We start from the raw sequence: 26,216 nt of genomic DNA, 5'->3' as shown, positions 1-26,216 counted from the left end.
TTTATCGGCTGCTTTGCTGCGATTCCTTCTCTTGAGTATGCCGAGCCACTGTCTCTTTGAAAGGCACATTTTCTTGGTTTAACGCTTTGAATATTGTGTTCTCCTTACCGTTTTCTTACTTCCCTCCTATGTAGCACGAACACCTTGTTGTAGAGTAGTCGAAAAGTAGTCAATCCGTACTCGTTACACGGATTTTGGTTGCCTTCAAAGTTGGTCTCTATATAATGAACCGGACTAAAATAATTTGATAAATATCAAAAAAAATTGAGAGCGAGTAATAAACTTGCCCAAAAACTTCTGGCGTCGTATGCGTACCAGATAAACATGCCAAACCCTGACAAGTCATTGATAGATAAAGAATCAAAGTGGGTGGTAGTTTTTTAATCCAAGTAATTGAGACACCTCTAAGAACCAAGAATTCATCGGTTGGATGGATGCCACAAATGTTTGTGAGTCATGCATCGAGCTGAACCCCATATATTCATTTTTGTAGAGGAAAATCATTGTGACACGCATTATCGTTGTAGGCGGCGGTGCAGGTGGTCTTGAGTTGGCAACTAAGCTTGGTCGAACTCTAGGTCGCAAAAACCGTGCGCGAATTACGCTAGTCGATCGAAAAGCGAGCCACTTGTGGAAGCCATTATTGCATGAGGTTGCTACAGGTTCTTTGGACGAAGGAGTAGATGCACTGAGCTATCGAGCTCATGCAAAAAACCACAGCTTCGACTTCCAAATGGGTAGTCTTCAAGACATCGACCGTGAACGTAAAGTGATCATCTTAAGTGAGCTTAAAGACGAACACGGTGAACTTCTTATGCCAAGCCGTGAGCTAGAATACGACATTCTAGTGATGGCGATTGGCTCGACATCAAACGACTTCAACACGCCTGGCGTTCGTGAAAACTGTATTTTCCTAGACAGCCCTGAGCAAGCACACCGTTTCCGTACAGAAATGAACAACGAGTTCCTAAAGCTGCACGCGAAAAACGGTAACGGTACGGTCGATATTGCGATTGTTGGTGCTGGTGCAACTGGCGTTGAACTATCAGCTGAGTTACATAATGCTGTTAAAGAGCTGCGCACTTATGGCTTCGGTGATCTTGATTCTAGCAAGTTGAACGTCAATCTGATTGAAGCAGGTGAGCGTATTTTACCAGCGTTACCTCCACGTATTTCTTCTGCTGCTCATCAAGAGTTGGTGAAGTTGGGCGTAAACGTGCGCACCGCCACTATGGTGACTAAAGCTGAAAAAGATGGCCTTACTACAAAAGATGGTGAGAAGATCCCAGCTCAAATCATGGTTTGGGCTGCGGGTATCAAAGCTCCAGACTTTATTAAAGATATCGCTGGCTTAGAAACGAACCGTATCAATCAGCTTGTAGTGAAAAACACACTACAGACAACACGAGATGATGACATCTTTGTTATTGGTGACTTAGCACAATGCACCCAGTCTGACGGTTCGTTCGTGCCGCCACGCGCTCAAGCTGCACACCAAATGGCAAGCCAGGCATTTAGTAACATCGTCGCGAAGATCAACGGGCGCGAGTTGAAAGACTATGTATATAAAGATCACGGTTCATTAGTGTCTCTAAGTCGCTTCTCAACCGTTGGTAGTCTGATGGGGAACCTAACTAAAGGGTCGATGATGGTAGAAGGCCGTATTGCTCGTGTCGTTTACATCTCATTGTATCGTATGCACCTAATGGCGTTGCACGGTGTATTCAAAACCGGTCTGATGATGCTCGTCGGCCGCATTAATCGCGTGCTGCGTCCAAACCTTAAGCTGCACTAAGGTTTTAAATCCACTCTGTGTGGATGTGTTGTATCTTAAAAAATGCAGAAGCCACCGCAAGTCGGTGGCTTTTTGTTTATGTTAGATCTGTCGGTAAAAGTGAGTACACAACGCCATCTTTAGGCTTACCATGAAAAATAAACCGGTTTCTGGCGATGGCTTCTTTTTGTGCACCGACGGACTCAATTAAGGCTTGGCTAGCTTCGTTGTCGGGGTCACAAACAATCTCTAGTCGAGTTAAACTTAGCTTTGCGAAGCAGAATTCTGCTAAGGCTTTAACGGCTTCTTGGGCATAGCCTTGCCGTTGATAGCGGTCGGCAACCCAGTAACCAATACTCGCCATATTAAACGTATGATATAACTCATTAACCGCTGCCATTCCAACCAAAGTGTTACTTTGCCGCTCATAGATACCGAAACCAAAAGCCTCAGTTTTGACCCAGTTAAGACGGGTTGCCAACAGAAAGTCCTGCGCGGTTTTCAATGTGACGTTTTTATCACACCAGTCAAGCCATTGGTGCAGCGAAGGGGATTCTGCAAGTAATCGTTGTAGTGAATGTGCTTCTTCAGCAGGGATGAGCTTGAGCGCTAAGCGGGGCGCAATGATTTCAAAGTCTGGACTCATGAACTAATACGACTTCCATGTTGAGTGTAAGTAAATTGAAAGCTGTCTATTTATACTTGAACGCAGCTATTTTCCTTGCTCTGCGTTGGTTAGGAATAACTGAGATATAGCAGATAAAAACAAAGCGCAGCTTTGCTGCGCTTTGTCGAACCGCTCGTGCTTATCGAACCCGACGAACTTGAATGATCATACCCATCAACGGGTTATCTAGGTAATGAGTCTCGCTGCTACGCATACGACGTTTTTGATCCATTCGATAACTCTTCAGGAATTTCTCTTCGGTTACTGTCGGCGATATTTCTGCCAAGTTACCAACTTGGACGTTACCATCTACTTCACCTAAGTCATCCGCCAATTGCTCAGTTGAGGTTGGTTCAAAACGCACCTCTCTAACACTTGGTTCGCGCAGATCTAGTGTTGTTTCAGCGAAGAGGTAATGCTGTACGTATATTTGGAATCGACCATCTAGTTCATATAAAGGACCATTGACCGTCTCTTCACTGTAACCGTCGCTGGAAAATGTTTGATTACTATTGCCATTGATTGGGCGGCCATCTGCTTGATAAGAATCAGAGAAATCTCGCCCGCCAACGATGCGGAAAATTGGGGCGCTAGATTTACCTCGGTCACCTTGACGCCAGGCTACGTGTTTAAGCACTTTAAAGCCGGCATGATTATTTAGTGCCGCTTCTTGCGCGTTGAGACGGAAAGAAGAACTTGGCAAAAGCGTCACGCCTTTAGAGCGGCGGTAGGATTCACTCTCTAGGCTACCGACATTTTCCATATCGATTTTTGGCAGTTGATTCGGCCAAGATTCTGTTGTGCTTTCAGCGTCGACTGCTCGCTTGAAAATGATCACTTCAATATCAAATTGGCGCTGTGCCCAAGAGGGCATTGAGACACATAGAAGCAATAACGGGATCAGTATTCTCATTCGACTATTAGCTCGTTGGTAATAAATTCTGTTTAAAATCATTCAGTAAGTCTTGAACAAACTGAATGCGTTTACGTCGGTCCACCAATGGTACGCTAAACTTGAACTTAGTTGGACCTTCCATTGCAAATTTTTGCGGCTGTGATTGCAGCAGTTTAACTAAATACGCTGGATTTATGTCAGCATCAGGGTAAAACTCGATAAATCCACCTTTATCATGGGCTTCTATCTTTTTCGCTTTTAAACTACCAGCCGAAATTTTCAATTCTGAGACGGCAAGTAAGTTCTTTGTTGCGTCTGGAAGCAGACCAAAGCGATCAATCAGTTCCACTTTTAGCTCTGATAGTTCATCACTGCTTGTGACACTCGCAATGCGTTTGTACATCGACAGTCGTGTGTTTACATCCGGAATGTAATCATCTGGTAAGAGCGCTGGGATTCGCATTTCCACTTCAGTTTGCTCACGAAGCAGCTCATCCAAAGATGGCTCCTTGCCTTCTTTTAATGCTTGCACTGCTTGTTCCAGCATTTCCATATAAAGTGTAAAACCAACGGATTGAATTTGCCCACTTTGCTCATCACCAAGCAGCTCACCAGCACCACGGATTTCTAAATCGTGGGTTGCTAACGTAAAGCCAGCACCTAAGTCTTCCAGTGAAGCAATCGCATCAAGACGCTTGATGGCATCTTTGGTCATGGCTTTTGGATGTGGCGTTAATAAGTAAGCATAGGCTTGATGGTGCGAACGTCCAACACGGCCACGTAATTGATGCAACTGCGCCAAGCCAAGATTGTCCGCACGATCCATGATTATGGTATTCGCCGTTGGTACGTCGATACCGGTTTCGATGATGGTTGTACACACCAACACATTAAAGCGCTGATGGTAGAAGTCACTCATGATTCGCTCAAGTTCGCGCTCGCGCATTTGACCATGAGCCACGGTAATGCGTGCCTCTGGGATGAGTTTCTGTAAGTCTTCTGCCGTTTTTTCAATGGTTTCAACCTGATTGTGCAGGAAGTAAACCTGACCACCACGCATAATTTCACGCAGTACCGCTTCACGGACCACTGGCTCTTCTTTTTGTCGAACAAAGGTTTTAATGGCTAAACGGCGTGCAGGAGGTGTCGCGATGATCGACAGGTCTCGCATGCCACTCATTGCCATATTCAGTGTACGTGGAATTGGTGTTGCGGTGAGGGTAAGAATGTCCACATCCGCACGCATTGCTTTGACCTTTTCTTTTTGACGAACCCCAAAGCGGTGTTCCTCATCAACGATCAACAAACCTAAATCTTTGAATTTAATGTCGCTCGAAAGCAGCTTATGCGTACCAACGACAATATCGACTTTACCATCGGCAACGTCTTGCAGAATGACTTTTTGTTCTTTGGCAGATTTAAAACGAGACAGTACTTCAACTCGGATTGGTAAGTTGGCAAAACGGTCACGGAAGTTTTCGAAATGCTGCTGAGCAAGCAAGGTTGTTGGTACGAGTACGGCGACCTGTTTACTGTTATCCGTTGCGACAAATGCTGCGCGCATAGCGACTTCCGTTTTACCAAAGCCCACGTCACCACACACTAAGCGATCCATCGCTTTTGCCTGGCACATGTCTGACAATACGGCATTGATGGCCATCGCTTGGTCATCTGTTTCTTCAAACGGGAATGTTGCTTTAAATGTTGCGTATTGCCCACGATCTAGCTCAAATTTGAAGCCAGGTTTTAATTCTCGTTTAGCATACACATCCAGCAATTCTGCCGCGACATCACGCACTTTTTCTGCCGCTTTACGACGTGCTTTTGCCCACGCTTCACCACCTAATTTATGCAGTGGCGCACTCTCTTCAGCGCCGCCAGAATAACGGCTGATAAGATTCAGTGATGAAACTGGCACGTAGAGCTTGGCATCGTTTTGATACTCAAGGGTGACGTATTCCGTTTTCATGCCACCGGCTTCAAGTGTTTGTAAACCGATGTAGCGGCCAATACCGTGATCAATATGAACCACAGGTTGACCGGGTTTTAGTTCCGCAAGATGGCGAATAACGGTGTCACTGTTGACGGCTTTTTTATCTTTGCGGCGTCGCTGGATAACACGGTCACCGAGTAGATCACTTTCACAGATCAGAGCGAAGTTCAGCTCTTCGTGAATGAAACCATGCTCTGCTGCGCCTAAGATCAAGCTGAATCGATCACCCGAGTCTAGAGCTTGGTAAAGTGAGCCATGTACGACTGGCCGAACTTTGATGCCTTGCAACAGCTCCGTTAGTGCTTCACGACGACCTTCTGACTCTACCGAGAAAACGATTTTGCCGCTGAATTGCTCACTAAACTGACGAAGGCGCGAGAGCGGCTCTTTATTTTGTTGTTGAACGCCAAGCTCGGCTAACGATTGTACTGGTAGGTTTTGACGACCGGCACGCTTAACCACTTTATCTAGGCTCAATTGAGCGATAGGGAGCTGTTTTAGTTGACTGAAAAGTTCGTCTTTTTTCAACCAAAGCTGTTCAGGAGTCAAAAGAGGACGCAGCGGATCAACTTTTTTCTGGTCGTATCGATATTCGACATCGGTTAAGAAAGTATCGACCGCAGATTCGATATCACCATATGTGATGACTTGAGAGTCTTCTGGCAAATATTCAAATAAAGTCTCGGTATGGTCAAAAAACAGCGGCTGCCAATACTCAATACCAGCGGGCCACGTGCCTTTGGTCACTTGCATGTAGATTGATTCAGGCTCGCGGCGTGCGTCGAACTGGGTGCGCCAACGTGTACGGAAATCTTCAATCGCTTCTTTAGTGGTTGGGAACTCATGTGCAGGCAGCAATTGGATTTGCTGAATATCGTCGATAGAGCGTTGGTTCTCTGGATCAAACGTGCGAATGGTATCTATTTCATCATCAAAGAAGTCGATGCGGTACGGGTCATTGCTGCCCATAGGAAAGAGATCCAGAATAGACCCACGACTTGCATATTCACCTGGTCCAAATACTTGATCTACATGGCGGTAGCCTGAATTTTCAAGTTGTACACGTAACTTCTCTAGCGAGAGCCGATCACCAGTTTTCACCATTAAAGTGTGTTGCAACAAAAAATCACGTGGCGATTGGCGTTGCAATACGGTACTGACCGGGACGATGGTTATGCCATCACGTTGACTTGGCAGTTGGTATAGGCGTGCGATACGTTCAGAGATGATTTCTTGATGCGGAGAAAAGTTATCGTAAGGCAGCGTTTCCCAGTCGGGGAACAGGCTTACCGTTTGGTCGGTGAATTGCTCAATCTCTGCCTGAAGCTTTAAAGCGATTTGCGGGTCAGGCACAACGAGTAGCGAGTGACTCGAATGCTGCTTGGCCAGCTCTGCAATGGCTAGAGGTAGAGCTGCGCCCGGCAAATTACCTAGCTGTTTTTTGTCGCCACGCTCTGAAGGGTTTGTGACGGAAAGAATCGTTGCTTTTGTCATAGGAATTATTTTTTATCTCGCTCCATCGAGCGCTGACGTAAAAGTTTTTGTTGTTGATACAGTGCCGCCTTTATCAGTAAATCTTGATCAGATTCTCGGAGCATCTTGTATCTAAGCGTGATAATGAAATCTTGCTCTGAAGCATCACATTCTTCTACTTGAGCGTAACAGTAAATCGCCGCAGCAGGGTGATCGAGGAACAGTTTAACACGAACGAGTTGTTGAGTAGTTAACGCTGTATCTGAGCGGAAACTGAGTTGACTAGCACCAAACTGCGTCGTTTGATAGCGAATGGAGGCGTCATCTTGTTGTGAAAGCATAAAGCTCAACAAGAGGTTAAGTTTCGCGTTTTGCGTATCAAGCAAGTTGATTACATGCTTTAACTCTTTGTTTTTCAGCTCTAGACGCGCGTTGTCTGCCAACATATCTAAGTGACTAAATTCACTGGCGACAATAAATGGTGCTGGAATTTCGGAGACAAACGTTTCTTCATCTGGCAAAGCAAAGTCCTCACTTAACGTTTCGACGTTGATGGTGAGGTTATGATGGACGGTAAAGTATTCTTGCTCTGTCATATAGTCATCCTTTTGCCTGTGAGCGCTCCCTGTTCACTCAACAAACAAAGAGAAATAGGGCACTGATTATCGCTAACTGAATGAAGTTATCAAGTTTAGCCGATTTGTCCTTGAACTTTTTGCCCTAAATACAGACTTATTGCATGTCGTTGACAAATTTAGCGATTCTCTTGTCTTCTTAATGAGAAGAGTAAGGTAAGATAATCCGCTAAAGCTTTATATCAAAACAACCAGTTGGTTTGTCTTATATGTATCATCCTATCTCATTGTTTATTGGCTTAAGGTATCTTCGGGGACGCTCTGGAGATAGGTTCAGCCGATTTGTTTCTTATATGTCGACGGCGGGTATTACGATCGGTGTAATGGCGTTGGTGACGGTTCTTTCTGTGATGAACGGGTTTGAATCGCAGTTAAAAGAACGCATTTTAGGTGTGCTACCTCATGCCGTTGTTTCGCAACACGATGGAAAAACACCTATGACCGAGTCTGCTCCTCCATTTGTTCAAGCGATGTCGAGTGAATCCCAGCCGGAGTCTATCGTTAGAGGAGAGGCTGTTATTCAGAGTTCTGCACAGCTGACGGCTGGTTACCTCATCGGTATTGAACCTAAGAAAGGCGATCCGATTAGCAACCATTTGATTGCCGGACGATTATCGTCACTTCAAGCAGGTGACTACAATGTATTTTTGGGTCACAGTTTGGCACGTTCACTAAAGGTCTCAATCGGGGATAAAGTACGCTTGATGGTGACCAACGCGACGCAGTTTACCCCACTTGGTCGTATTCCTAGCCAGCGAAACTTCACTGTCTCAGGCATTTTCAATACGGGATCGGACGTTGATGGTCAATTAATGATTGTGAACATGACGGATGCATCTAAGCTGATGCGTTTCCCTAAAGACACGGTTTCTGGTTGGCGTGTCTTTTTCTCTGACCCATTTATGGTGACGGATTTTGCTGACCAACCCATGCCTGATGGATGGGAATGGAGTGATTGGCGCGAACAGCGTGGTGAGCTTTTCCAAGCGGTGAAAATGGAAAAGAACATGATGGGACTTATGCTAGGTCTAATTGTGGGTGTCGCTGCATTCAATATTATCTCCGCTTTAATCATGGTGGTAATGGAGAAGCAATCAGAAGTCGCAATATTGAAAACTCAAGGCATGACTCAATCTCAAGTGATGACCATTTTCATGGTGCAAGGTGCAAGCAGTGGTGTAATTGGCGCGATTGTTGGTGGCGCTGCGGGCGTGATCTTGTCACTTAATCTAAATGCGATTCTTGAATCTGCTGGTGTGGCGCTATTCAGCTTTGGTGGTCATCTACCCATCTTGATTGATTCACTGCAAATTCTTTTAGTGGTGGTATTGGCGATTGCTCTTAGCCTTGCTGCTACGCTTTATCCTTCTTATCGAGCATCTTCTGTTAAACCTGCTGAGGCACTTCGCTATGAATAAGCTATTAGAATGTCGTGATATTCGTAAAGTCTACCGAGAGGGTTCGTTAGATACGGAAGTGTTGAAAGGCGTAAGTTTCGATATCGACAAAGGGGAGTTGGTTTCTATTGTTGGCTCTTCTGGTTCGGGAAAAAGTACCTTATTGCATATTTTAGGTGCGTTAGATGACGCAACTCATGGTGAAGTTGATTTTCTAGGGCAAAACCTATCAGCTTTGAGCTCGAACAAACAGGCGGCATTACGCAACAAGCACCTTGGTTTTGTATACCAGTTTCATCACTTGTTGGCTGACTTTACTGCGCTTGAAAATGTGGCGATGCCACTGATGATTGGCGGTGCTAAAGTAGCGGATGCAAAACAGGCGGCTAAAGCGCTGTTAGATAAAGTTGGTTTGAGTCATCGGATACAACATAGACCCTCCGAGTTATCGGGCGGTGAGCGTCAGCGTGTTGCGATTGCGCGTGCATTGGTGAATAAACCTGATCTGGTCTTGGCTGATGAACCTACGGGGAACTTAGATCACAATACGGCACTGTCTATCTATGATTTGATGCGCGAGCTCAATAAAGAGTCAAACATTGCATTTTTGGTTGTCACGCATGACAAAGAGCTGGCAGCAAAAATGGATCGTCAAATGCACATGCAAGATGGTTTGCTCGTAGATCGTTTTGTGACTGATACAGCATCTGCGGAGGGCTAGTTTTGTTTACCTCTTTAGCTTTGATGATTGGTGGTCGCTTCAGTCGAGCGAAAAAGCGCAACAAGATGGTGTCTTTTATATCGCTTTCTTCGACTATTGGTATTGCGGTTGGCGTTGCCGTGATTATTATCGGTTTGTCTGCAATGAATGGCTTTGAGCGCGAGCTGCAGTCGCGTGTGTTGTCTGTGATTCCACACGGCGAGTTAGAAGGTGTTAATGGACCACTTCATGACTACACCAAAACGATGAATCAAGCTCTAAAACATGAACATGTTGTTGCGGCAGCACCGTATGTTCGTTTTACGGGCTTGGCAGAAAAAGGCAGTAAGCTAAAAGCGATAGAAGTTCGTGGTGTAGAGCCTACTTTCGAGCAAGCGGTGTCGAGCTTATCGAATTTTATTGATCAAGAAGCTTGGCAAAACTTTTATGCCGGTCAGCAGCAAGTGATCTTAGGCCGAGGTGTAGCAAACGAGCTAAATGTCGCCGTGGGGGATTACGTTACGTTAATGATTCCGCAAACAGGCGGCGCAAATAAAGTGCAGGCTCCTAAGCGTGTGCGCGTGAAGGTGTCAGGGTTCTTAACGTTGAATGGCCAAATCGACCACTCTCTAGCGTTAGTACCATTAGCGGATGCTCAGCAATACGCGAGGTTAGGGGAAGGGGTCACTGGCATTTCACTAAAAACGGACGATGTTCTCAATGCGCCTTCTATTGTTCGCGAGGTTGGTAGCATGGTTGATGTTTACGTGTATTTGAAAAGCTGGCAGCAAAAGTTTGGTTTTTTGTATCGCGATATTCAGCTCGTGCGCACCATTATGTACTTGGTGATGGTACTGGTGATTGGCGTGGCATGTTTTAATATTGTGTCTACGTTGATGATGGCAGTGAAAGACCGAGCGGCGGAAATTGCAATTTTGCGAACAATGGGAGCAAAAGATAGCCTAATCAAACGGATCTTTGTTTGGCAAGGTGTATTCTCTGGTGTATTTGGTAGTCTCGTCGGCAGTGTTATCGGTGTCTTAGTAGCGTTAAACCTGACTCCGTTAATTAAAGGGCTAGAGAGCTTAATCGGTCATCAGTTTTTATCGGGTGATATTTACTTTGTTGACTTCTTACCATCACAACTACACTGGCCAGATGTCGCATTGGTGTCAGTGACGGCGATAGTGCTTAGTTTACTTGCGACTTGGTATCCTGCTTCTCGTGCCGCAAGGTTGAATCCGGCGGCTGTACTGAGTTCTAAATAGCTGATTGTTTTACAATATGCGAAAAACAAAAAGGACCGAATTCGGTCCTTTTTTGTATTTATCCGACTTGAGTAACATCGCGTTTCATTCTAACTGTTAGATGCCCCTCAACTGATAGCTCAAATGCTGATTTTTACGCAGTAAGGTCTTATCTTATTTTGCGTTTTTGCCAGCTCCGTACCACTGAGTAGCGCCAAAGCCCTCGAATTCCGAAGTAGCCAATAATCGCGGATACAACCCCACAAATTGCGCAGCCCAATAGAAATGGAGGTCCAATGGTGCTCATTTGCTGCATGATGAATTCCCACGATAGTTCAAAGTGAAAAGGTTGCGGGGGAAGACGCATCACTAGAGCACCTAGCTTGTACGCAAAGTAAAATAGCACAGGCATAGTGATAGGGTTGCTGATCCATACCAAAGCGACGGAGAGGGGCAGATTGACACCCAACATAATGGCCAAGCCAGCGGCCATGATCATTTGGCTCGGCAGCGGAACAAAAGCCATAAATAACCCGACAGCAAAAGCCCCTGATGCCGAGCGGCGGTTTAAGCACCACAAGTTCGGGTTGTACAACACATTGCCGAAGACCTTCAATGCTTTTTGGCGTTTGATCAATTCATGATCTGGCATGAAGCGTTTTATCAGCTTTCTAGGCATAGGACAGCATGACTCTCTCAGAAAAAAGTTGGACCTTGGCGTTATTTGTAGCGAGCGTAATCTCGTCAGCTTGGTGGCCGACAATACCAGATTGGCGTTGGTTGCTGCTGGGAATAATAACCACTGGCTCAATAATCAAATTACGTCGTGGCTTAATTAGCATAGGCGCAATTGCGGGCTTTATGGTTGTCATCGTCCACGGCAATGTATTGGAGTCTCAGAGACAAGCCCTTTTTCAAGCAGGGGAGAATATTACCATAATTGGTAAAGTTGACAGCCCTTTTACGCAAATAAGTCACGGTTATGAAGGTATTGTCGCTATAGAAGCGGTAAATTCTCAAACTCTGTTACCTTTTCTTAAACCTAAAATCCGTCTTATTACGCCTTTTCCACTCGATGTTAACAGTGAGTTTACGACATCCATCTCGTTAAAGCCGATTACAGGTCTACGCAACGAAGCTGGCTTTGATGCTGAAAAGCACGCGATGGGTAAAAATATTATCGCCCGAGCGGTTGTTAACAAAGACGCTCAGTGGATTGTTCGTTCTAATGTATCTCTGCGTCAATCCATTATTGCCGATGTCGCTGATGATGTGTCTTCCCTTCATCATTTCTCGTTAATAAGTGCGTTAGTTTTTGCTGACCGTTCTTGGTTGTCTAAGGAAGATTGGCAAGTGCTCAGGGACAGTGGTTTACTGCATTTGGTCTCCATTTCTGGTTTACATATTGGTATGGCGTTTACTTTTGGGCTAGTCGTGGGCGGTACCGTTCGTTATCTATTACCCCAATACCAGTTGTTGCCTAGCTTATATGGGCTGATCTTCGCTGTTGCCTACGCTTGGTTAGCGGATTTCTCTCTGCCTACTACGCGAGCAGTGTCGGTATGCGTTGTTTACGTTCTCCTGAAGTATACTCTGGTGCACTGGACTTCTTGGCGAGTTCTTTTGCTTGCAGTATCTCTACAACTGCTTGTCCAACCTTTTGCATCCTACAGTATGAGCTTTTGGTTATCGTACCTCTCCGTTTGTGCGGTATTGTTCGCAATTAATTTGATTCGACATCAAAGGGGAGGTTGGAAAGCGCGATTAAAAGCGTTATTGCTTACTCAATTGATGTTGAGCGCTTTAATCGTACCTGTTAGTGGCCATTTCTTCTCCGGTTTTAGTTTGTCCTCAATAGCCTACAACTTGGTATTTATTCCTTGGTTCGGATTTATCGTTGTACCTTTGATGTTTCTAGCCCTGTTCTCATCTTTGTTTCTTGAAATGATAGCGAAGCCTCTGTGGCATTTGGTGGACTGGTCATTACAGCCATTGAGCACGTCAATACAGTACGCAGTAGGTTCTTGGCAACCCATTAGCATGGAAATGACAATGCTGGTTATGGTGATAGTGGTTTGCTTAATATTTCAACGGTTCATGTCTCAGTACGCGTGGTATTTGTTACTCGGCATCGTTATTAGTATCAAGTTTGCAGCGGAGGATGAACCGCATTGGCGTATCGATGTATTAGATGTAGGTCATGGCCTTGCAGTGGTTGTAGAAAAAGACGACAAGGTGTTGCTGTATGACACTGGTAAAGCATGGCAAAGCGGCAGTATCGCAGAGCAGGTCGTCACTCCGGTTTTGCATCAACGAGGTTATGAAAGCATAGATACACTGATTCTAAGCCATTCCGATAATGATCACGCAGGCGGCCGCTTTTTCATTGAAGATGCCTTTTCTCCACAGCGTAAACTTAGTAGTCAATTCTTTATCGAATATGAGCCTTGCACTAGAGGCGACCAATGGAAATGGCAAGGATTAAACATGGAAGTGCTCTGGCCTCCTGCACTTGTTCAACGTGCGTATAATCCGCACTCCTGTGTATTACGACTTACTGACCCTATTTCTAACTTTAGTATGCTTTTTACTGGTGATATTGAGGCCATTAGCGAGTGGATTTTGCTTAGAGAACCCGGAAAGTTACAAAGCGATGTGATGCTAGTCCCTCACCACGGGAGTAAAAGTTCATCGAATCCTCGATTTATCGAGGCGGTGAGCCCGAGTGTGGCGGTTGCTTCTTTAGCAAAAAACAATCGATGGGGAATGCCAGCGGAAAATGTCGTTGCTTCATACCGAAAACTTGGCGTCACTTGGCTTGATACTGGTGAGGGTGGTCAGGTAAGCTTCTTTATTCACCGTGATAATTGGCGCTCAGAAACCAAACGTAGCGATACATTTGAGCCTTGGTATAGGCAGATGCTGCGTAAGGGAGTAGAATGAGAGTCTTAATGTAAGAAAATAAAGCACTTCTATGTCGATAAATACTGATGAAACGACTTGGCAGACGTTTAAGCGTCTATGGCAATTTATTCGCCTTTACAAGTCAGGTCTTGTCGTTGCAGTCATTGCATTAGTTATTAATGCCATATCAGATACCTATATGATTTCCCTACTAAAACCACTACTCGATGAAGGTTTTGGGAACGCTGAGTCTGATTTTTTACGCACGCTTCCATTGATTATTTTTGCCATGATGTTCATCCGTGGCATAAGTGGATTTGTCTCCACCTACTGTTTGAGCTGGGTATCTGGCAACGTAGTTATGCAAGTCCGTCGCATGGTGTTCAATCACTTTATGCATATGCCAGTGTCTTACTTTGATAAGGAAAAGACGGGCAACTTATTGTCGCGTATAACCTACGACTCAGAGCAAGTATCAGCGGCAACTAGCCAAGCGTTGGTGAGCATTGTGCGTGAAGGCGCAAGTATCATTGGTCTGTTAGTCTTGATGTTTTACAACAGCTGGCAATTGTCGCTAGTGCTGTTTGCTGTTGCTCCCGTTGTGGCATGGGGTATTGGTGTTGTTTCTAAACGTTTTAGAAAAATATCCAAAAATATGCAGACCATGATGGGTAACGTAACTGCATCAGCAGAGCAGATGCTGAAAGGCCATAAAGTTGTGTTGAGCTATGGCGGCCAAGACATCGAACGTAAACGATTTGAAAAAGTCAGCAACCAAATGCGTCAACAAAGCATGAAGTTGGTGACGGCTCAAGCGGCGGCTAACCCTATCATCCAAATGATTGCATCACTTGCAATTGTTGCCGTTCTTTATTTAGCAAGTATTGATTCGATTAAAGAGCAACTGACTCCAGGTACATTTACTGTTGTCTTCTCTGCAATGTTTGGTCTGATGCGCCCACTTAAAGCGCTGACTAACGTTACTTCTCAGTTCCAACGTGGTATGGCCGCGAGCCAAACGCTCTTCGCGTTAATTGACCTCGAGCCTGAGAAAAACGAAGGTAAGTTGACAGTTGAACGCGCAAATGGCGATGTTTCAGTTAAAAACGTAAGCTTTACTTACACTGGTGCAGAAAAACCAGCATTGGAAAATGTCAGCTTCGATATTCCAAGAGGAAAAACGGTGGCGCTAGTTGGCCGTTCTGGCTCAGGTAAAAGTACCATCGCGAACTTGTTCAACCGCTTCTATGATGTTGACAGTGGATCTATCACATTAGATGGGCATGATATTCGTGATTACGAGCTAAAGAATTTACGTCAGCAATTTGCACTAGTATCGCAAAATGTTCATTTGTTTAATGACACGATAGCAAACAATATTGCGTACGCAACGGATGGCCAATACGAGCGCAGTGATATCGAGAAAGCGGCAACACTCGCGCATGCGATGGAGTTCATCGGCAAAATGGATGATGGACTTGATACCATGATTGGTGAAAATGGTGCTAGCTTGTCTGGTGGTCAACGCCAACGTGTTGCGATTGCGCGAGCTCTATTGCGTGATGCTCCAGTGCTGATTCTTGATGAGGCAACTTCGGCTTTGGATACCGAATCCGAGCGAGCTATTCAAGCTGCACTTGATGAGCTGCAAAAAGACAAAACGGTACTTGTAATAGCGCACCGCTTATCCACAATCGAGAAAGCCGATGAAATTCTTGTGGTTGATGATGGTGCCATCATTGAACGTGGCAACCACGCTGAGCTTATTGAGAAAAATGGTGCGTATGCACAATTGCACCGTATTCAGTTTGGTGAATAAGCGCGGTGATTGAAAAAATCTGGTTTGAAAGCCATCCAATAAAATATCTCTTGTGGCCGCTTTTGTGGCCACTGAGTTTATTATTTGGAGCGATAAGCAAGTCAAAGCGAAAGCAATACCAAACTGGCCGCAAGCAAGCTTATAATGCGCCTATACCTGTTGTTGTGGTTGGCAATATCACTGCTGGTGGCAATGGTAAAACACCAGTTGTTGTGTGGCTTGTTGAGCAACTACAGCAAATGGGCTTTAAGCCGGGGGTTGTTTCTCGTGGTTATGGGGCAAAGGCTCCTGCCTATCCGTTAGTGCTAAAAGAAGATACGCCAGCGAAGCATTGTGGCGATGAACCTAAGTTGATTCATCGCCGTACAGGAGCACCTGTTGCGGTAGATCCTGTGCGTTCAAATGCAGTGAAAGCACTGCTAGATTTGGATGTGGATATCATAATTACGGATGATGGATTACAACATTATGCGTTAGGCCGTGATATTGAGTTAGTGATTGTGGATGGGAATCGCCGGTTTGGGAATGAAAGCCTGATTCCATTAGGTCCTTTACGTGAAGGTATTGAGCGACTTAAAGAAGTCGACTTTATCATCACCAATGGCGGTCAAGCGCATACGGGCGAAATCGCAATGGCTTTAGCACCCTCTAAAGCTATTAATCTTAAGACTAAGCAACATGTGGATGTCTCGGAGTTGAAAGATCTCGTCGCATTTGCGGGCATTGGGCATCCTCCGCGTTTTTTTCATACACTAAACTCGATGAACGCAGATGTTAAAGTCACAAAAGGTTTTGCTGACCATCAAGACTTTGATCAACAAGAATTAGAAGCATTGGCTCAACAAGGGACCAATGTGATTATGACCGAGAAAGATGCCGTCAAGTGCAGCCATTATGCGCAAGATAATTGGTGGTATCTGCCTGTATCTGCCCAGTTTGAGTCAAACGATGCAGAGCAAATTTTAAATAGAATAAAAGAGGTTAAAGCGGCTTATGGATCACCGTCTACTTGAGATTGTAGCTTGCCCTGTTTGCAAAGGTAAGCTGACGTACGATAAAGATAATCAAGAGTTGATCTGCAAATTGGATCGCCTTGCTTACCCGATCAAAGAGGGTATTCCAGTTCTGCTAGAGCCTGAAGCTCGCACTATGAGCATGGATGAGGGACGCTAATGTCTTTTACGGTTGTCATCCCTTCGCGCTACGCATCGAGCCGTTTGCCTGGTAAACCGCTAGCGGATATTGGTGGTAAGCCTATGGTTCAGTGGGTTTATGAACAAGCGCTACAAGCGGGTGCGGAAGATGTCATCGTTGCAACTGATGACGAGCGTGTTGCGAAAGCGGTTTCGTCATTTGGTGGTAAAGTTTGTATGACCTCTCCCCACCACGAATCAGGTACGGAGCGTCTTGCAGAAGTTGTTGAAAAAATGGCTATTCCGTCAGACCACATTATTGTTAATGTGCAAGGGGATGAGCCTTTGATTCCGCCGTCCATCATTCGTCAGGTTGCTGATAACTTATCTGGGTGTGAAGCCCCGATGGCGACGTTAGCTGTAGAAATAGACTCGGAAGAGGAAGTGTTCAACCCGAACGCTGTTAAAGTTGTCGCAGATGAGCAAGGCTATGCGTTGTACTTTAGTCGAGCAACCATCCCTTGGGATCGCGATAACTTTGCTAAACAAGACAAAACCATTGCCAACCCATTAATGCGTCATATTGGTATTTATGCTTATCGAGCTGGTTTCATTAATACGTATGTCAATTGGGCACCAAGTGCATTAGAGCAGATTGAGTGTCTTGAGCAACTGCGAGTGCTTTGGTACGGTGAAAAAATTCATGTGGCGGTAGCGAAAGAAGCACCAGCGGCAGGGGTTGATACGCCCGAAGACCTAGAAGCCGTGCGCGCGATTGTTGCAAAGCAAGCGTAACAAATGCTCAGATAGATTTAAGAATAAACAAGGCTCCTGAATTAGGAGCCTTTTTGTTTTACTTGTATCGAGGTATTAGTTAAATGTTAGTGTCGTATTGGTTCCGTTTAGGGCAGGTCGCTAAGACCTCTCGGTGACCGGTGTCTTTCACTTCTTGGAGAATGACATCAAAGCCCCATAATCGATACACGTGCTTTAGAACTTCTTCGTAACTATCATCAAGTGGGATGCGGTTGTGAGGAACGTACTGCAACGTAAGCGATCGATCACCACGGACATCGACATTAAACACCTGAATGTTTGGCTCAAGATTAGATAAGTTGTACTGAGCGGCTAGGGTTTCTCTAATGCGTTTATAACCCATCTCATCGTGTATCGCAGCGACTTCAATAAAGTTCTTATGATCATCATCGTTGATCGCAAACAACTTGAAATCACGCATTAATTTCGGAGAAAGGTATTGGCTAATAAAGCTTTCATCTTTGAAATTATGCATCGCGAAATGCACTGCATCTAACCAGTCGGTTCCTGCTAGGTCTGGAAACCACTCTTTGTCCTCATCAGTTGGTTCTTCACAGATACGCTTAATATCTCGGAACATGGCAAAGCCTAACGCGTAGGGGTTAATGCCATTAAAGTAAGGACTGTTATAAGGCGGCTGAGCCACGACACTGGTGTGGCTATGTAAGAACTCTAGAATGAATTTTTCAGACACCAAGCCCTCATCATAAAGATGGTTGAGTATGGTGTAGTGCCAGAACGTTGCCCAGCCCTCATTCATGACTTGCGTTTGTTTTTGCGGATAAAAATACTGACTGATCTTACGGACGATCCGAACAACTTCACGTTGCCACGGCTCTAGCAACGGCGCATGTTTTTCGAAGAAGTAGAGCAAGTTTTCCTGAGGCTCGCTTGGGAATCGCTCTTTAATGTCTTCCTCTTTCGTCTTGGCTGTCGGTACGGTGCGCCAAAGCTCATTAACTTGAGATTGTAGGTATGCTTCGCGTTCTTCTTGTCTTGCTTTTTCCTCTGTAATTGAGATTTTCTCTGGACGCTTGTAGCGGTCTACACCAAAGTTCATTAACGCATGACAAGAGTCGAGCAGCTTTTCCACTTCTTTTACGCCATACCGTTCTTCACACTCGGCTAAATACTTTTTCGCGAACAGCAGATAGTCGATAATAGAGCTGGCGTCAGTCCACGTTTGGAATAGGTAATTACCTTTGAAAAAAGAGTTATGGCCGTAACACGCGTGCGCTATCACGAGTGCTTGCATTGTTACCGTATTTTCTTCCATCAAATAAGCAATACAAGGGTCGGAGTTAATCACAATCTCGTAGGCTAACCCCATTTGACCATGTTTATAGTTCTGCTCTGTTTGAATGAATTTTTTACCAAATGACCAGTGGTTGTAATTGATTGGCATGCCGATACTTGAATAGGCATCCATCATCTGCTCTGAAGTAATCACTTCTATTTGGTTAGGGTAAGTGTCTAGGCGATAATGCTCCGCGACACGCTTAATTTCTTTGTGGTATCGCTCTAACAGCTCAAATGTCCAATCTGGTCCATCTGGCAACACTTTACTGTTACGCTTCTTAGGCGCCTCTCCTGAGAGGTTTCTCGTTGCGGTATTCATCGCTAGCCTCCTTACGCCGTTTCTTTTTGGAATAGTTCACGAAAGACTGGGAAAATATCCTCCACAGAGCGAATGTTTTTCATTGCGAAATTAGGAAACTCTTCAGTGAGTTTTTCGTACTCATGCCATAGAGTTTGGTGCGAGCGCCGCGTGATCTCTATGTAAGAGTAGTACTGACAGTTTGGAAGTAATTTGTTCACTAACAGATCCCGGCATCTTGGCGAATCATCTGCCCAGTTGTCACCGTCGGATGCTTGAGCTGCATATATGTTCCACTGACCAATCGGGTATCGCTCTTTTACTATTTCATCCATTAACTTGAGCGCGCTAGATACAATGGTACCCCCGGTTTCTTGTGAGTAGAAAAATTCGTGCTCGTCCACTTCCTTCGCTTGGGTATGGTGGCGGATAAAGACGACTTCGACATTCTCGTAGGTACGAGTTAAGAACAAGTACAAAAGAACATAGAAGCGTTTTGCGATGTCTTTCGTTGCCTGATCCATCGAACCGGATACGTCCATTAGACAGAACATGACCGCTTGGCTCGATGGTACCGGGCGTTTCTCATAGTTCTTGAAGCGTAAGTCGAAGGTATCGATGAAAGGCACGCTTTCGATTTTCTTGCGCAGTTCTTCAATTTCAGCCTTCAAGCGGTTCTCTTCAAACTGCTGAGCAGGTTCAATATTTTTGATGCGAGCAAGTTCGTCTTCTAACTCTTTAAGAAGTCGTTTCTTACCAGCAGTCATTGCAGTACGGCGCGCAAGAGATTGTTGCAGAGAACGTACTACGGCGATATTGGAAGGGATACCGGCAGTTTGAAAGCCTGCACGGTGTGTTTTCCATTCAGTGATTTTGGCAATTTGGTTTTTTTCTAGATTAGGCAGCTCGAGATCTTCGAACAAAATATCGAGGTACTCATCTTTTGATATTTGGAATACAAATTCGTCTTGGCCTTCTCCATCTGGACTGGCGTTCCCTTCTCCTGAGCCGCTACCCTGACCGCCACCTTTGGGACGCTCAATTTTATCACCAGTAATGAATTGGTCGTTACCGGGATGAACTCGTTCGCGAACACCACCTTTGCCTTGATGAAATATAGGCTCGTTGATGTCTTTGTGAGGGATAGAGACGTCTTCGCCCGTTTCCGTATTCGTAATCGAGCGTCGATTCACTGCGTCTGCTACCGACTCTTTTATTTGCTCTTTGTGGCGCTTCAAGAAGCGCTGTCGATTAACAGCGCTCTTGTTCTTGCCATTGAGCCTTCGGTCTATAAATTGCGCCATGAAATAGCCCTCTTCATGTTTCACAAGCGACCTAACTCAATACTGGGTTAGGATGACTTACGTACTCGTAGGTACCACTCAGAAAGTAGGCGAACCTGTTTCTCGGTATAGCCTTTTTCCATCATGCGAGCGACAAAGTCGTCGTGCTTCTTCTGATCTTCAGAAGAGGTTTTCGCATTAAATGAGATAACCGGAAGTAGCTCTTCGGTATTGGAGAACATTTTCTTCTCGATTACTGTGCGCAGTTTTTCGTAGCTGGTCCAAACCGGGTTTTGACCATTGTTATTCGCTTTCGCACGAAGCACAAAGTTAACGATTTCGTTTCGGAAATCTTTCGGGTTAGAAATACCAGCTGTTTTTTCGATCTTTTCTAGCTCTGCATTCAGTGAAGAGCGATCAAATAGCTGACCGGTTTCTGGATCTCGGTACTCTTGGTCTTGAATCCAGAAGTCTGCATAGGTGACATATCGGTCGAAGATGTTTTGGCCGTATTCAGAGTAAGACTCAAGATAAGCAGTCTGAATCTCTTTACCGATAAACTCAACGTATCGAGGTACTAGGTAGCCTTTCAAGAACTCGAGATACTTCTCTGCTGTTTCAGCAGGGAACTGTTCGCGCTCGACCTGTTGTTCAATCACATAGAATAGATGTACAGGGTTGGCTGCCACTTCGGTTTGGTCGAAGTTAAATACGCGTGACAAAATCTTAAAGGCAAAACGTGTTGAGAGACCGTTCATGCCTTCATCGACACCAGCATAATCACGATACTCTTGATAGCTTTTTGCCTTTGGATCCGTATCTTTCAGCGTTTCACCATCGTATACGCGCATCTTAGAGAAGATGGACGAGTTCTCAGGCTCTTTAAGTCGAGAAAGAATACTGAATTGTGCCAGAGTCTCGAGCGTACTAGGTGAACAAGGGGCTTGAGACAACTCACTGTTTTCAAGAAGTTTTTGGTAAATTTTGACTTCTTCTGAAACACGTAGACAGTAAGGTACTTTCACAATATAAACACGGTCCAAGAACGCTTCATTGTTCTTGTTGTTACGGAAGGTCTGCCACTCAGATTCGTTTGAGTGAGCCAGAATCATACCGTCGAATGGAATCGCAGAAAGGCCTTCTGTACCGTTGAAGTTGCCTTCTTGCGTTGCTGTTAACAGCGGGTGAAGCACTTTGATTGGTGCTTTGAACATCTCAACGAATTCCATTAAACCTTGGTTTGCTTTACACAGCGCACCGGAGTAGCTGTAAGCGTCTGGATCGTCTTGCGAATAGTGTTCAAGCTTACGAATATCGACTTTACCAACCAATGATGAGATATCTTGGTTGTTTTCATCGCCTGGTTCAGTTTTGGCAATACCGATTTGGTCAAGGATAGAAGGGCGTACTTTCACTACTTTAAATTTGGTGATATCACCACCAAACTCGTGAAGACGTTTAGCGGCCCAAGGAGACATGATCGAGCGAAGATAACGGTGCTCGATGCCATATTCTTTTTTCAAAATATCGCCATCTTCTGTGGCTTTGAATAGGCAGAATGGATGGTCATTCACTGGGCTGCGTTCGCCGTTAGCAGTAAGAACATAAATAGGCATCTGTTCCATCAGAGCCTTAAGCTTTTCTGCAAGCGAAGACTTACCGCCACCTACAGGGCCGAGTAGGTAAAGAATCTGCTTACGCTCTTCTAGGCCTTGCGCCGCATGTTTTAGGTAAGACACAATTTGTTCTATGGCATCTTCCATGCCATAAAAGTCTTTAAAGGTTTCATAACGAGAGATAACACGATTCGAGAAGATTCGGCTTAGTCTCGGATCCTTTGCCGTATCGATTATCTCTGGTTCACCAATCGCCATCAGTAGGCGTTCTGCTGCATTAGCATAAGCGCTTTTGTCATCTTTACACAGGGCTAAAAACTCCTGTAACGACATCTCTTCATCTTTTGCAGCTTCATATCTTGATTGATAGTGGTCGAAAATACTCATGTCGCTTTCCCCTTTAATAGTCAGTCTACCGACGAACGTTGATTCAGGCTTTCCACCAACAGTTATGCTCGTTGTTGTTTGAATATACGTCCTGTTATCACATTTGGTTCGTACAGAATGTAAGATTGGCGACACCAAAGACTTTGCTTTATGGACGGTTTTTTCGTTACAACGGTGAGCGGTGGATATGAATTTTTCAATCACAGCCTTTCTCTACTTAAGCCTAGTCGGGGATTTGCAATTTTGCTTAACAATTATGAATTTATTGTAAAAGTGACATTTGAATCACTCTTTTATTAAGGACGAATTTATGTCGTGAATAGGTGCAATAGAAATCAAATATTTGGCAAAGACAGAAGAGTCTCAGTGATTCGTTGTTCTACCTTGAGCAAGGCAAGTGAAAGAGGTAGGAAGAGAGCAAAGTCTTAGATAAGTTTGTGACAGGGTAAATAACAAGGAGAGCGGGCGCTCTCCTCATTCTTAGACGACCATTTTATGCGCTGAAGATTTGCGCTAGTTCGTTTTCACATAAATGATACTGACGAGGGCAGTTACGCCAAGTTTGCAGCATACGGCGGTATTTATCTAGCATCGGCATTTGGCTGTTAAAGTGATGATCTGCCTTGTCAAACTGAGGGTACAAACCTTCAGAATCGATGAGAAAACGTACGTAATGTACTTGTTGCGCTTCTGAAGCGATATCAAATCCCAAGAACTTCAAGCGACGTTGATCCACGTTGCTGCGATCTTCATCTTCTAGCATGTTGTAAGATTCTTGCATCGCATGATACATCTCCATAACGTCGATGATCTCACGACATTCTGCTTCTGAGAGGCAGCCGAAATCTTTGTTCAACTCTCGCATTTGTAGTTCATAACCACGTTCAACTATCGTTTGTAAGCGTTTGTATTTGGCCGCATTACTTGGATCAAGTTGAGACATAAGGTTGTATTGGTTTGATAGAATCAAACGTTGAGCGTTTGACATTTCCATGGTGGCCTCACTATATATCTAATACATTTTTAATGTGCTTAGGTTAACTCTTAAGACACGAGTGAAACATGATCTCAACACATATTTAATACTAAAAAATGGCAAGAACTGTCACTTTTGACCAGTTTGAAAACACTTATTTATGGTAATGATTGTATATGTAGTCTCGGTCTGAAAATACTCTCAGCCACTCTGGCTTGAATACGGTTAAAACCGCCAGTGCCATACCATTTAATAGACCTTCTGGAAAGGCGAGCAACGGCACAAAAACAAAGTAGTTATGTTGAATGGTTTCCCAATCGTAGTGACCAACTGATAGGTGATAAAAAGAGTTAATGATGAGGTGCAGACTTCCTGTTATCGCGCCATTGAAAAATCCAGCAACGAAGATGAAAACAAAAATGTTTCGTGGCAAGTAGTGGTAACTCAGAAGAAACACTAAGTAACTAATGAAAATCGGAATTAGGGCAGATAGAACTAACGACGTGGGTAAGAGTAGCAAGGACACATCATGTAGTAGGTGGTTGACCAACATAGCGGGAATGCTGAGTAGAAATGCCATGCGCCAACCATACATCATCGTCAGCGTTGTTAGTGCAAGAAAATGAATCTGTAATCCTTCTTTTACACCTGCTTGAGCTGTCCATAAAATACTGAAAAAGAATAGCGTTGCAAAAACGAGGTGCTGAAATCCTTTTTCTTTTTCCAGTTTGGGCCAAACGACTTTTTTCCAATCTGGTAGGCAGTAGACTACTACTATCCAAATTGAGACAACAAGAGAGCCTAAGTTAAACAGATCCATGTTACTTCCTTCCTATGCGAACATGACGCAATCATTTCTATCGTTCTTTTATACCTAAATGACCGCAGAGAAACTCACTGATAAGGCTTAGATATAATCAAAAAAATACCAGCAATAAGCTGGTATTTTAAAGAGGTTAGTCTTGCGGTTCACTTAGTATTTTACGTTATCGTTGTATTGAGCAAGAATGGATTGAATTTCATCCATGGTTTCTTTCGGTGGCGGGTTTACGCCTTCGAGTGGGTATTCTAAGCCTAACGCTTCCCATTTATGAGCCCCTAATTTGTGGTAAGGAAGTAACTCGACCTTTTCGATGTTATCCATGTCTTTAATAAATTCACCAAGCATGTGTGCTGCTTCTGGGTCATCTGTGTAACCAGGCACGACGACATAGCGAATCCATGTTTTCTTTCCGATTTTTTGTAAGTAACGAGCAAAGTCCAATGTGCGTCGGTTGGATACACCGATGAGATCTTGGTGCACTTCGTCTTTCATGTGTTTGATATCAAGCATGACTAAGTCTGTTGCATCCAGTACTTCATCGATAACATCAGTGTGCTTACGAACATAACCGTTAGTATCTAGACATGTATGAATGCCCTCGGCTTTAGCTGCGCGGAAAAAATCACGTACGAATTCCGGTTGAAGCATCGCTTCGCCGCCAGAACAAGTAACGCCACCACCTGATGCATTCATGAAGTGGCGGTAACTTTTCGCTTCGGAAATGATTTCTTCAACCGTGACTTCTTTGCCATCATGCGTGTCCCAAGTATCGCGGTTATGGCAATACTTACAGCGCATTAAACAACCTTGCAAGAAGACGATAAATCGAATACCAGGTCCGTCTACGGTACCACATGACTCAAATGAGTGAATACGACCAGCTGTTGACATCTTTTGCTCTCATTACTAGTAAATTCTAGCTGTTATTTTATTACAAAAAGCAGGGTTAAAACAGCTTTGTCGGTACTAAAGGCAAGGTTATTTGAAGAAAGAAAATAGATGGAGCCAATCTACATAAACGCTTGAACACGAGGTGGTTAATACCTACCCCGAGAACTTGCCGTGTATCTAGATTGACTTCGATGCTGGGATAATCCAGTTTTTAGAAAAAGGCGAACACGGAGAACGAGCCTGTCCCATAAACATCGGTTTGGGCTTCTTCATAATCCGGTGTTTTAATTGTAAAGGTGATGCTTGCACCGTAATTTTGGTTGTACCAAGATACTCCCGCGACGGCACTTGCTTGCCAATTTTGCAGTGTGACGTCGTATGGCGCTGACGGTTCAGGAATGCCAGGACGATCTCCTTCGATAGTCATGTCATTAAAGCGGTAACGACCTTCAAACCCGGTGAACAAGAACCAACTCGACGTGTTCTGAGCGATCATACTTGCTGAGAAAGGGCTTTCGACACTGATATTGGCGGCTCCGATGCTATTCGCTAGGTTTGTACCCCAACGAAACATGACGCCTTGAGAGACATCACTACGGAAGTTACCCGCATTGATGTCGTTAATGTTGGTGATCTCCCATTGTGTTTTTTGTTCTTCGCTGCGCATCAATTTGTTAAATACGCGGTAACCAAGGCTGAACGCCACTTTATCTTCAATCTGGTAATCCCAACCTTGAGGGTCCGTCGATCCTGTTATGCCGTGAACGATTTCTTGCGCCTTTTCTGATAGCGAACTTTCACCCGTAGTTCCTATGGTGAAATTGTACCGTACAGCTTTGTCACTCGTTAGGGAAAGGTAGTTGATTTCGGTGTGTAGGTAACCGGCATATGGGCGATCATTGATTAGTGGATAATCGGCTTCAATGTCGCTTGGAGTCCACATCTTGTGGCCAAGAACCAACTCTATTTTATCGATATTGGCGTGCTCTGAGTTAGTTAGACTCAGCCATTTCCATTGGCTTTCTTGTGTCAGTTGGTCTGTCGCGTAAGAAAGGAAAACACCATTCGTATAGTCTTGATCGACGCCAAAAATACCATCGTTGTCGATGGTAAAAGAAACCGTAGACTTAGTGGATGCTATTGCAACTGGAGAAAGAAGGGTAAGAATAATTAATTTACTAAATCTCATA

21 protein-coding genes are annotated in these 26,216 nt (G+C 44.5%); 9 read left to right on the top strand and 12 right to left on the bottom strand.

Translation table 11 applies throughout. From position 1 onward, the window contains the following. Nucleotides 1-505: 505 nt before the first annotated feature. Nucleotides 506-1,795: an NAD(P)/FAD-dependent oxidoreductase gene (locus R7Z41_RS01815; protein WP_025766937.1), complete on the top strand. Its 1,290-nt coding sequence runs from the start codon at nt 506-508 to the stop codon at nt 1,793-1,795. A 76-nt stretch (nt 1,796-1,871) separates the two neighbouring features. Here R7Z41_RS01815 and R7Z41_RS01810 read toward each other — a convergent pair whose 3' ends face one another. The 4 genes from R7Z41_RS01810 to R7Z41_RS01795 all read right to left on the bottom strand — a co-directional run bounded on the left by R7Z41_RS01810 (nt 1,872) and on the right by R7Z41_RS01795 (nt 7,398). After that, nucleotides 1,872-2,420 (bottom strand): GNAT family N-acetyltransferase, encoded by a 549-nt coding sequence (locus R7Z41_RS01810; RefSeq protein ID WP_025766936.1) that lies wholly within the window; start codon nt 2,418-2,420, stop codon nt 1,872-1,874. A gap of 160 nt (nt 2,421-2,580) precedes the next feature. Then, on the bottom strand, nt 2,581-3,354 hold the full coding sequence (locus R7Z41_RS01805; protein ID WP_005387825.1) for a peptidoglycan binding protein CsiV: 774 nt from the start codon (nt 3,352-3,354) through the stop codon (nt 2,581-2,583). Nucleotides 3,355-3,361: 7 nt separating this feature from the next. Then, a complete protein-coding gene (gene mfd, locus R7Z41_RS01800) occupies nt 3,362-6,823 on the bottom strand; it encodes a transcription-repair coupling factor (protein WP_025766934.1) in 3,462 nt (1,153 codons plus the stop codon). A 5-nt stretch (nt 6,824-6,828) separates the two neighbouring features. Next, a complete protein-coding gene (locus tag R7Z41_RS01795; protein ID WP_025766933.1) occupies nt 6,829-7,398 on the bottom strand; it encodes a hypothetical protein in 570 nt (189 codons plus the stop codon). A 248-nt stretch (nt 7,399-7,646) separates the two neighbouring features. On the opposite strand from R7Z41_RS01795, the gene lolC reads away from it, so the two are divergent. From lolC to lolE, 3 genes are read left to right on the top strand one after another with little or no spacing between them, the layout of a single operon-like run. Next, entirely contained in the window at nt 7,647-8,855 is a 1,209-nt protein-coding gene (gene lolC, locus R7Z41_RS01790) for a lipoprotein-releasing ABC transporter permease subunit LolC (RefSeq protein ID WP_044129437.1), read from the top strand. Then, nucleotides 8,848-9,555, top strand: a complete 708-nt coding sequence (gene lolD, locus R7Z41_RS01785) for a lipoprotein-releasing ABC transporter ATP-binding protein LolD (RefSeq protein ID WP_025766931.1) — start codon at nt 8,848-8,850, stop codon at nt 9,553-9,555. The genes lolC and lolD overlap by 8 nt, the downstream gene beginning before the upstream one ends. 2 nt (nt 9,556-9,557) lie before the next feature. Continuing rightward, nucleotides 9,558-10,802, top strand: coding sequence for a lipoprotein-releasing ABC transporter permease subunit LolE (lolE, locus tag R7Z41_RS01780; RefSeq protein WP_025766930.1), 1,245 nt, complete (start codon nt 9,558-9,560; stop codon nt 10,800-10,802). A 148-nt stretch (nt 10,803-10,950) separates the two neighbouring features. On the opposite strand, the gene R7Z41_RS01775 is transcribed toward lolE, so the two are convergent. Next, nucleotides 10,951-11,460 (bottom strand): DUF2062 domain-containing protein, encoded by a 510-nt coding sequence (locus R7Z41_RS01775; protein WP_005387834.1) that lies wholly within the window; start codon nt 11,458-11,460, stop codon nt 10,951-10,953. 8 nt (nt 11,461-11,468) lie between these two features. On the opposite strand from R7Z41_RS01775, the gene R7Z41_RS01770 reads away from it, so the two are divergent. The 5 genes from R7Z41_RS01770 to kdsB are packed head-to-tail and all read left to right on the top strand — an operon-like array spanning nt 11,469 to nt 17,432. Continuing rightward, the gene (locus R7Z41_RS01770; protein WP_213891599.1) at nt 11,469-13,724 is read left to right on the top strand and encodes a DNA internalization-related competence protein ComEC/Rec2; all 2,256 of its coding nucleotides are present in this window, start codon (nt 11,469-11,471) and stop codon (nt 13,722-13,724) included. A 31-nt stretch (nt 13,725-13,755) separates the two neighbouring features. After that, a complete protein-coding gene (gene msbA, locus R7Z41_RS01765; protein WP_042522131.1) occupies nt 13,756-15,504 on the top strand; it encodes a lipid A ABC transporter ATP-binding protein/permease MsbA in 1,749 nt (582 codons plus the stop codon). Nucleotides 15,505-15,509: 5 nt separating this feature from the next. Continuing rightward, nucleotides 15,510-16,517, top strand: a complete 1,008-nt coding sequence (lpxK, locus tag R7Z41_RS01760) for a tetraacyldisaccharide 4'-kinase (RefSeq protein ID WP_054729263.1) — start codon at nt 15,510-15,512, stop codon at nt 16,515-16,517. Continuing rightward, nucleotides 16,498-16,677 (top strand): Trm112 family protein, encoded by a 180-nt coding sequence (locus R7Z41_RS01755; RefSeq protein WP_005378451.1) that lies wholly within the window; start codon nt 16,498-16,500, stop codon nt 16,675-16,677. The genes lpxK and R7Z41_RS01755 overlap by 20 nt, the downstream gene beginning before the upstream one ends. Next, nucleotides 16,677-17,432 carry a 3-deoxy-manno-octulosonate cytidylyltransferase gene (gene kdsB / locus R7Z41_RS01750; RefSeq protein ID WP_005378450.1) on the top strand — a complete coding sequence of 252 codons (756 nt, stop codon included), beginning with the start codon at nt 16,677-16,679 and terminating at the stop codon, nt 17,430-17,432. Before R7Z41_RS01755 ends, kdsB begins: the two co-directional genes overlap by 1 nt. 79 nt (nt 17,433-17,511) lie before the next feature. Here kdsB and R7Z41_RS01745 read toward each other — a convergent pair whose 3' ends face one another. From R7Z41_RS01745 to R7Z41_RS01715, 7 genes are all read right to left on the bottom strand, one after another. Further along, a complete protein-coding gene (locus R7Z41_RS01745; protein ID WP_005378449.1) occupies nt 17,512-19,071 on the bottom strand; it encodes a SpoVR family protein in 1,560 nt (519 codons plus the stop codon). Nucleotides 19,072-19,082: 11 nt separating this feature from the next. After that, nucleotides 19,083-20,354 carry a YeaH/YhbH family protein gene (locus R7Z41_RS01740; protein ID WP_005378448.1) on the bottom strand — a complete coding sequence of 424 codons (1,272 nt, stop codon included), beginning with the start codon at nt 20,352-20,354 and terminating at the stop codon, nt 19,083-19,085. Nucleotides 20,355-20,401: 47 nt separating this feature from the next. Continuing rightward, nucleotides 20,402-22,336: a PrkA family serine protein kinase gene (locus R7Z41_RS01735; protein ID WP_005378447.1), complete on the bottom strand. Its 1,935-nt coding sequence runs from the start codon at nt 22,334-22,336 to the stop codon at nt 20,402-20,404. 493 nt (nt 22,337-22,829) lie between these two features. After that, nucleotides 22,830-23,330: a YfbU family protein gene (locus tag R7Z41_RS01730; RefSeq protein ID WP_017820021.1), complete on the bottom strand. Its 501-nt coding sequence runs from the start codon at nt 23,328-23,330 to the stop codon at nt 22,830-22,832. 136 nt (nt 23,331-23,466) lie between these two features. Beyond that, on the bottom strand, nt 23,467-24,132 hold the full coding sequence (locus R7Z41_RS01725; RefSeq protein ID WP_005378445.1) for an energy-coupling factor ABC transporter permease: 666 nt from the start codon (nt 24,130-24,132) through the stop codon (nt 23,467-23,469). Nucleotides 24,133-24,285: 153 nt separating this feature from the next. Continuing rightward, complete coding sequence (gene pflA, locus R7Z41_RS01720) at nt 24,286-25,026, bottom strand: pyruvate formate lyase 1-activating protein (protein WP_005378444.1); 741 nt, start codon at nt 25,024-25,026, stop codon at nt 24,286-24,288. A gap of 211 nt (nt 25,027-25,237) precedes the next feature. Further along, the gene (locus tag R7Z41_RS01715; protein ID WP_225477379.1) at nt 25,238-26,215 is read right to left on the bottom strand and encodes a lipid A deacylase LpxR family protein; all 978 of its coding nucleotides are present in this window, start codon (nt 26,213-26,215) and stop codon (nt 25,238-25,240) included. Between the last annotated feature and the right edge of the window lies 1 nt (nt 26,216).

It is taken from the genome of Vibrio sp. 1457, assembly GCF_033340195.1.
Classification (GTDB): Bacteria; Pseudomonadota; Gammaproteobacteria; order Enterobacterales; family Vibrionaceae; genus Vibrio; species Vibrio alginolyticus.
The sequence above is the reverse complement of the archived record's forward strand: the minus strand, read 5'-3'. Positions and strand labels throughout refer to the sequence as shown.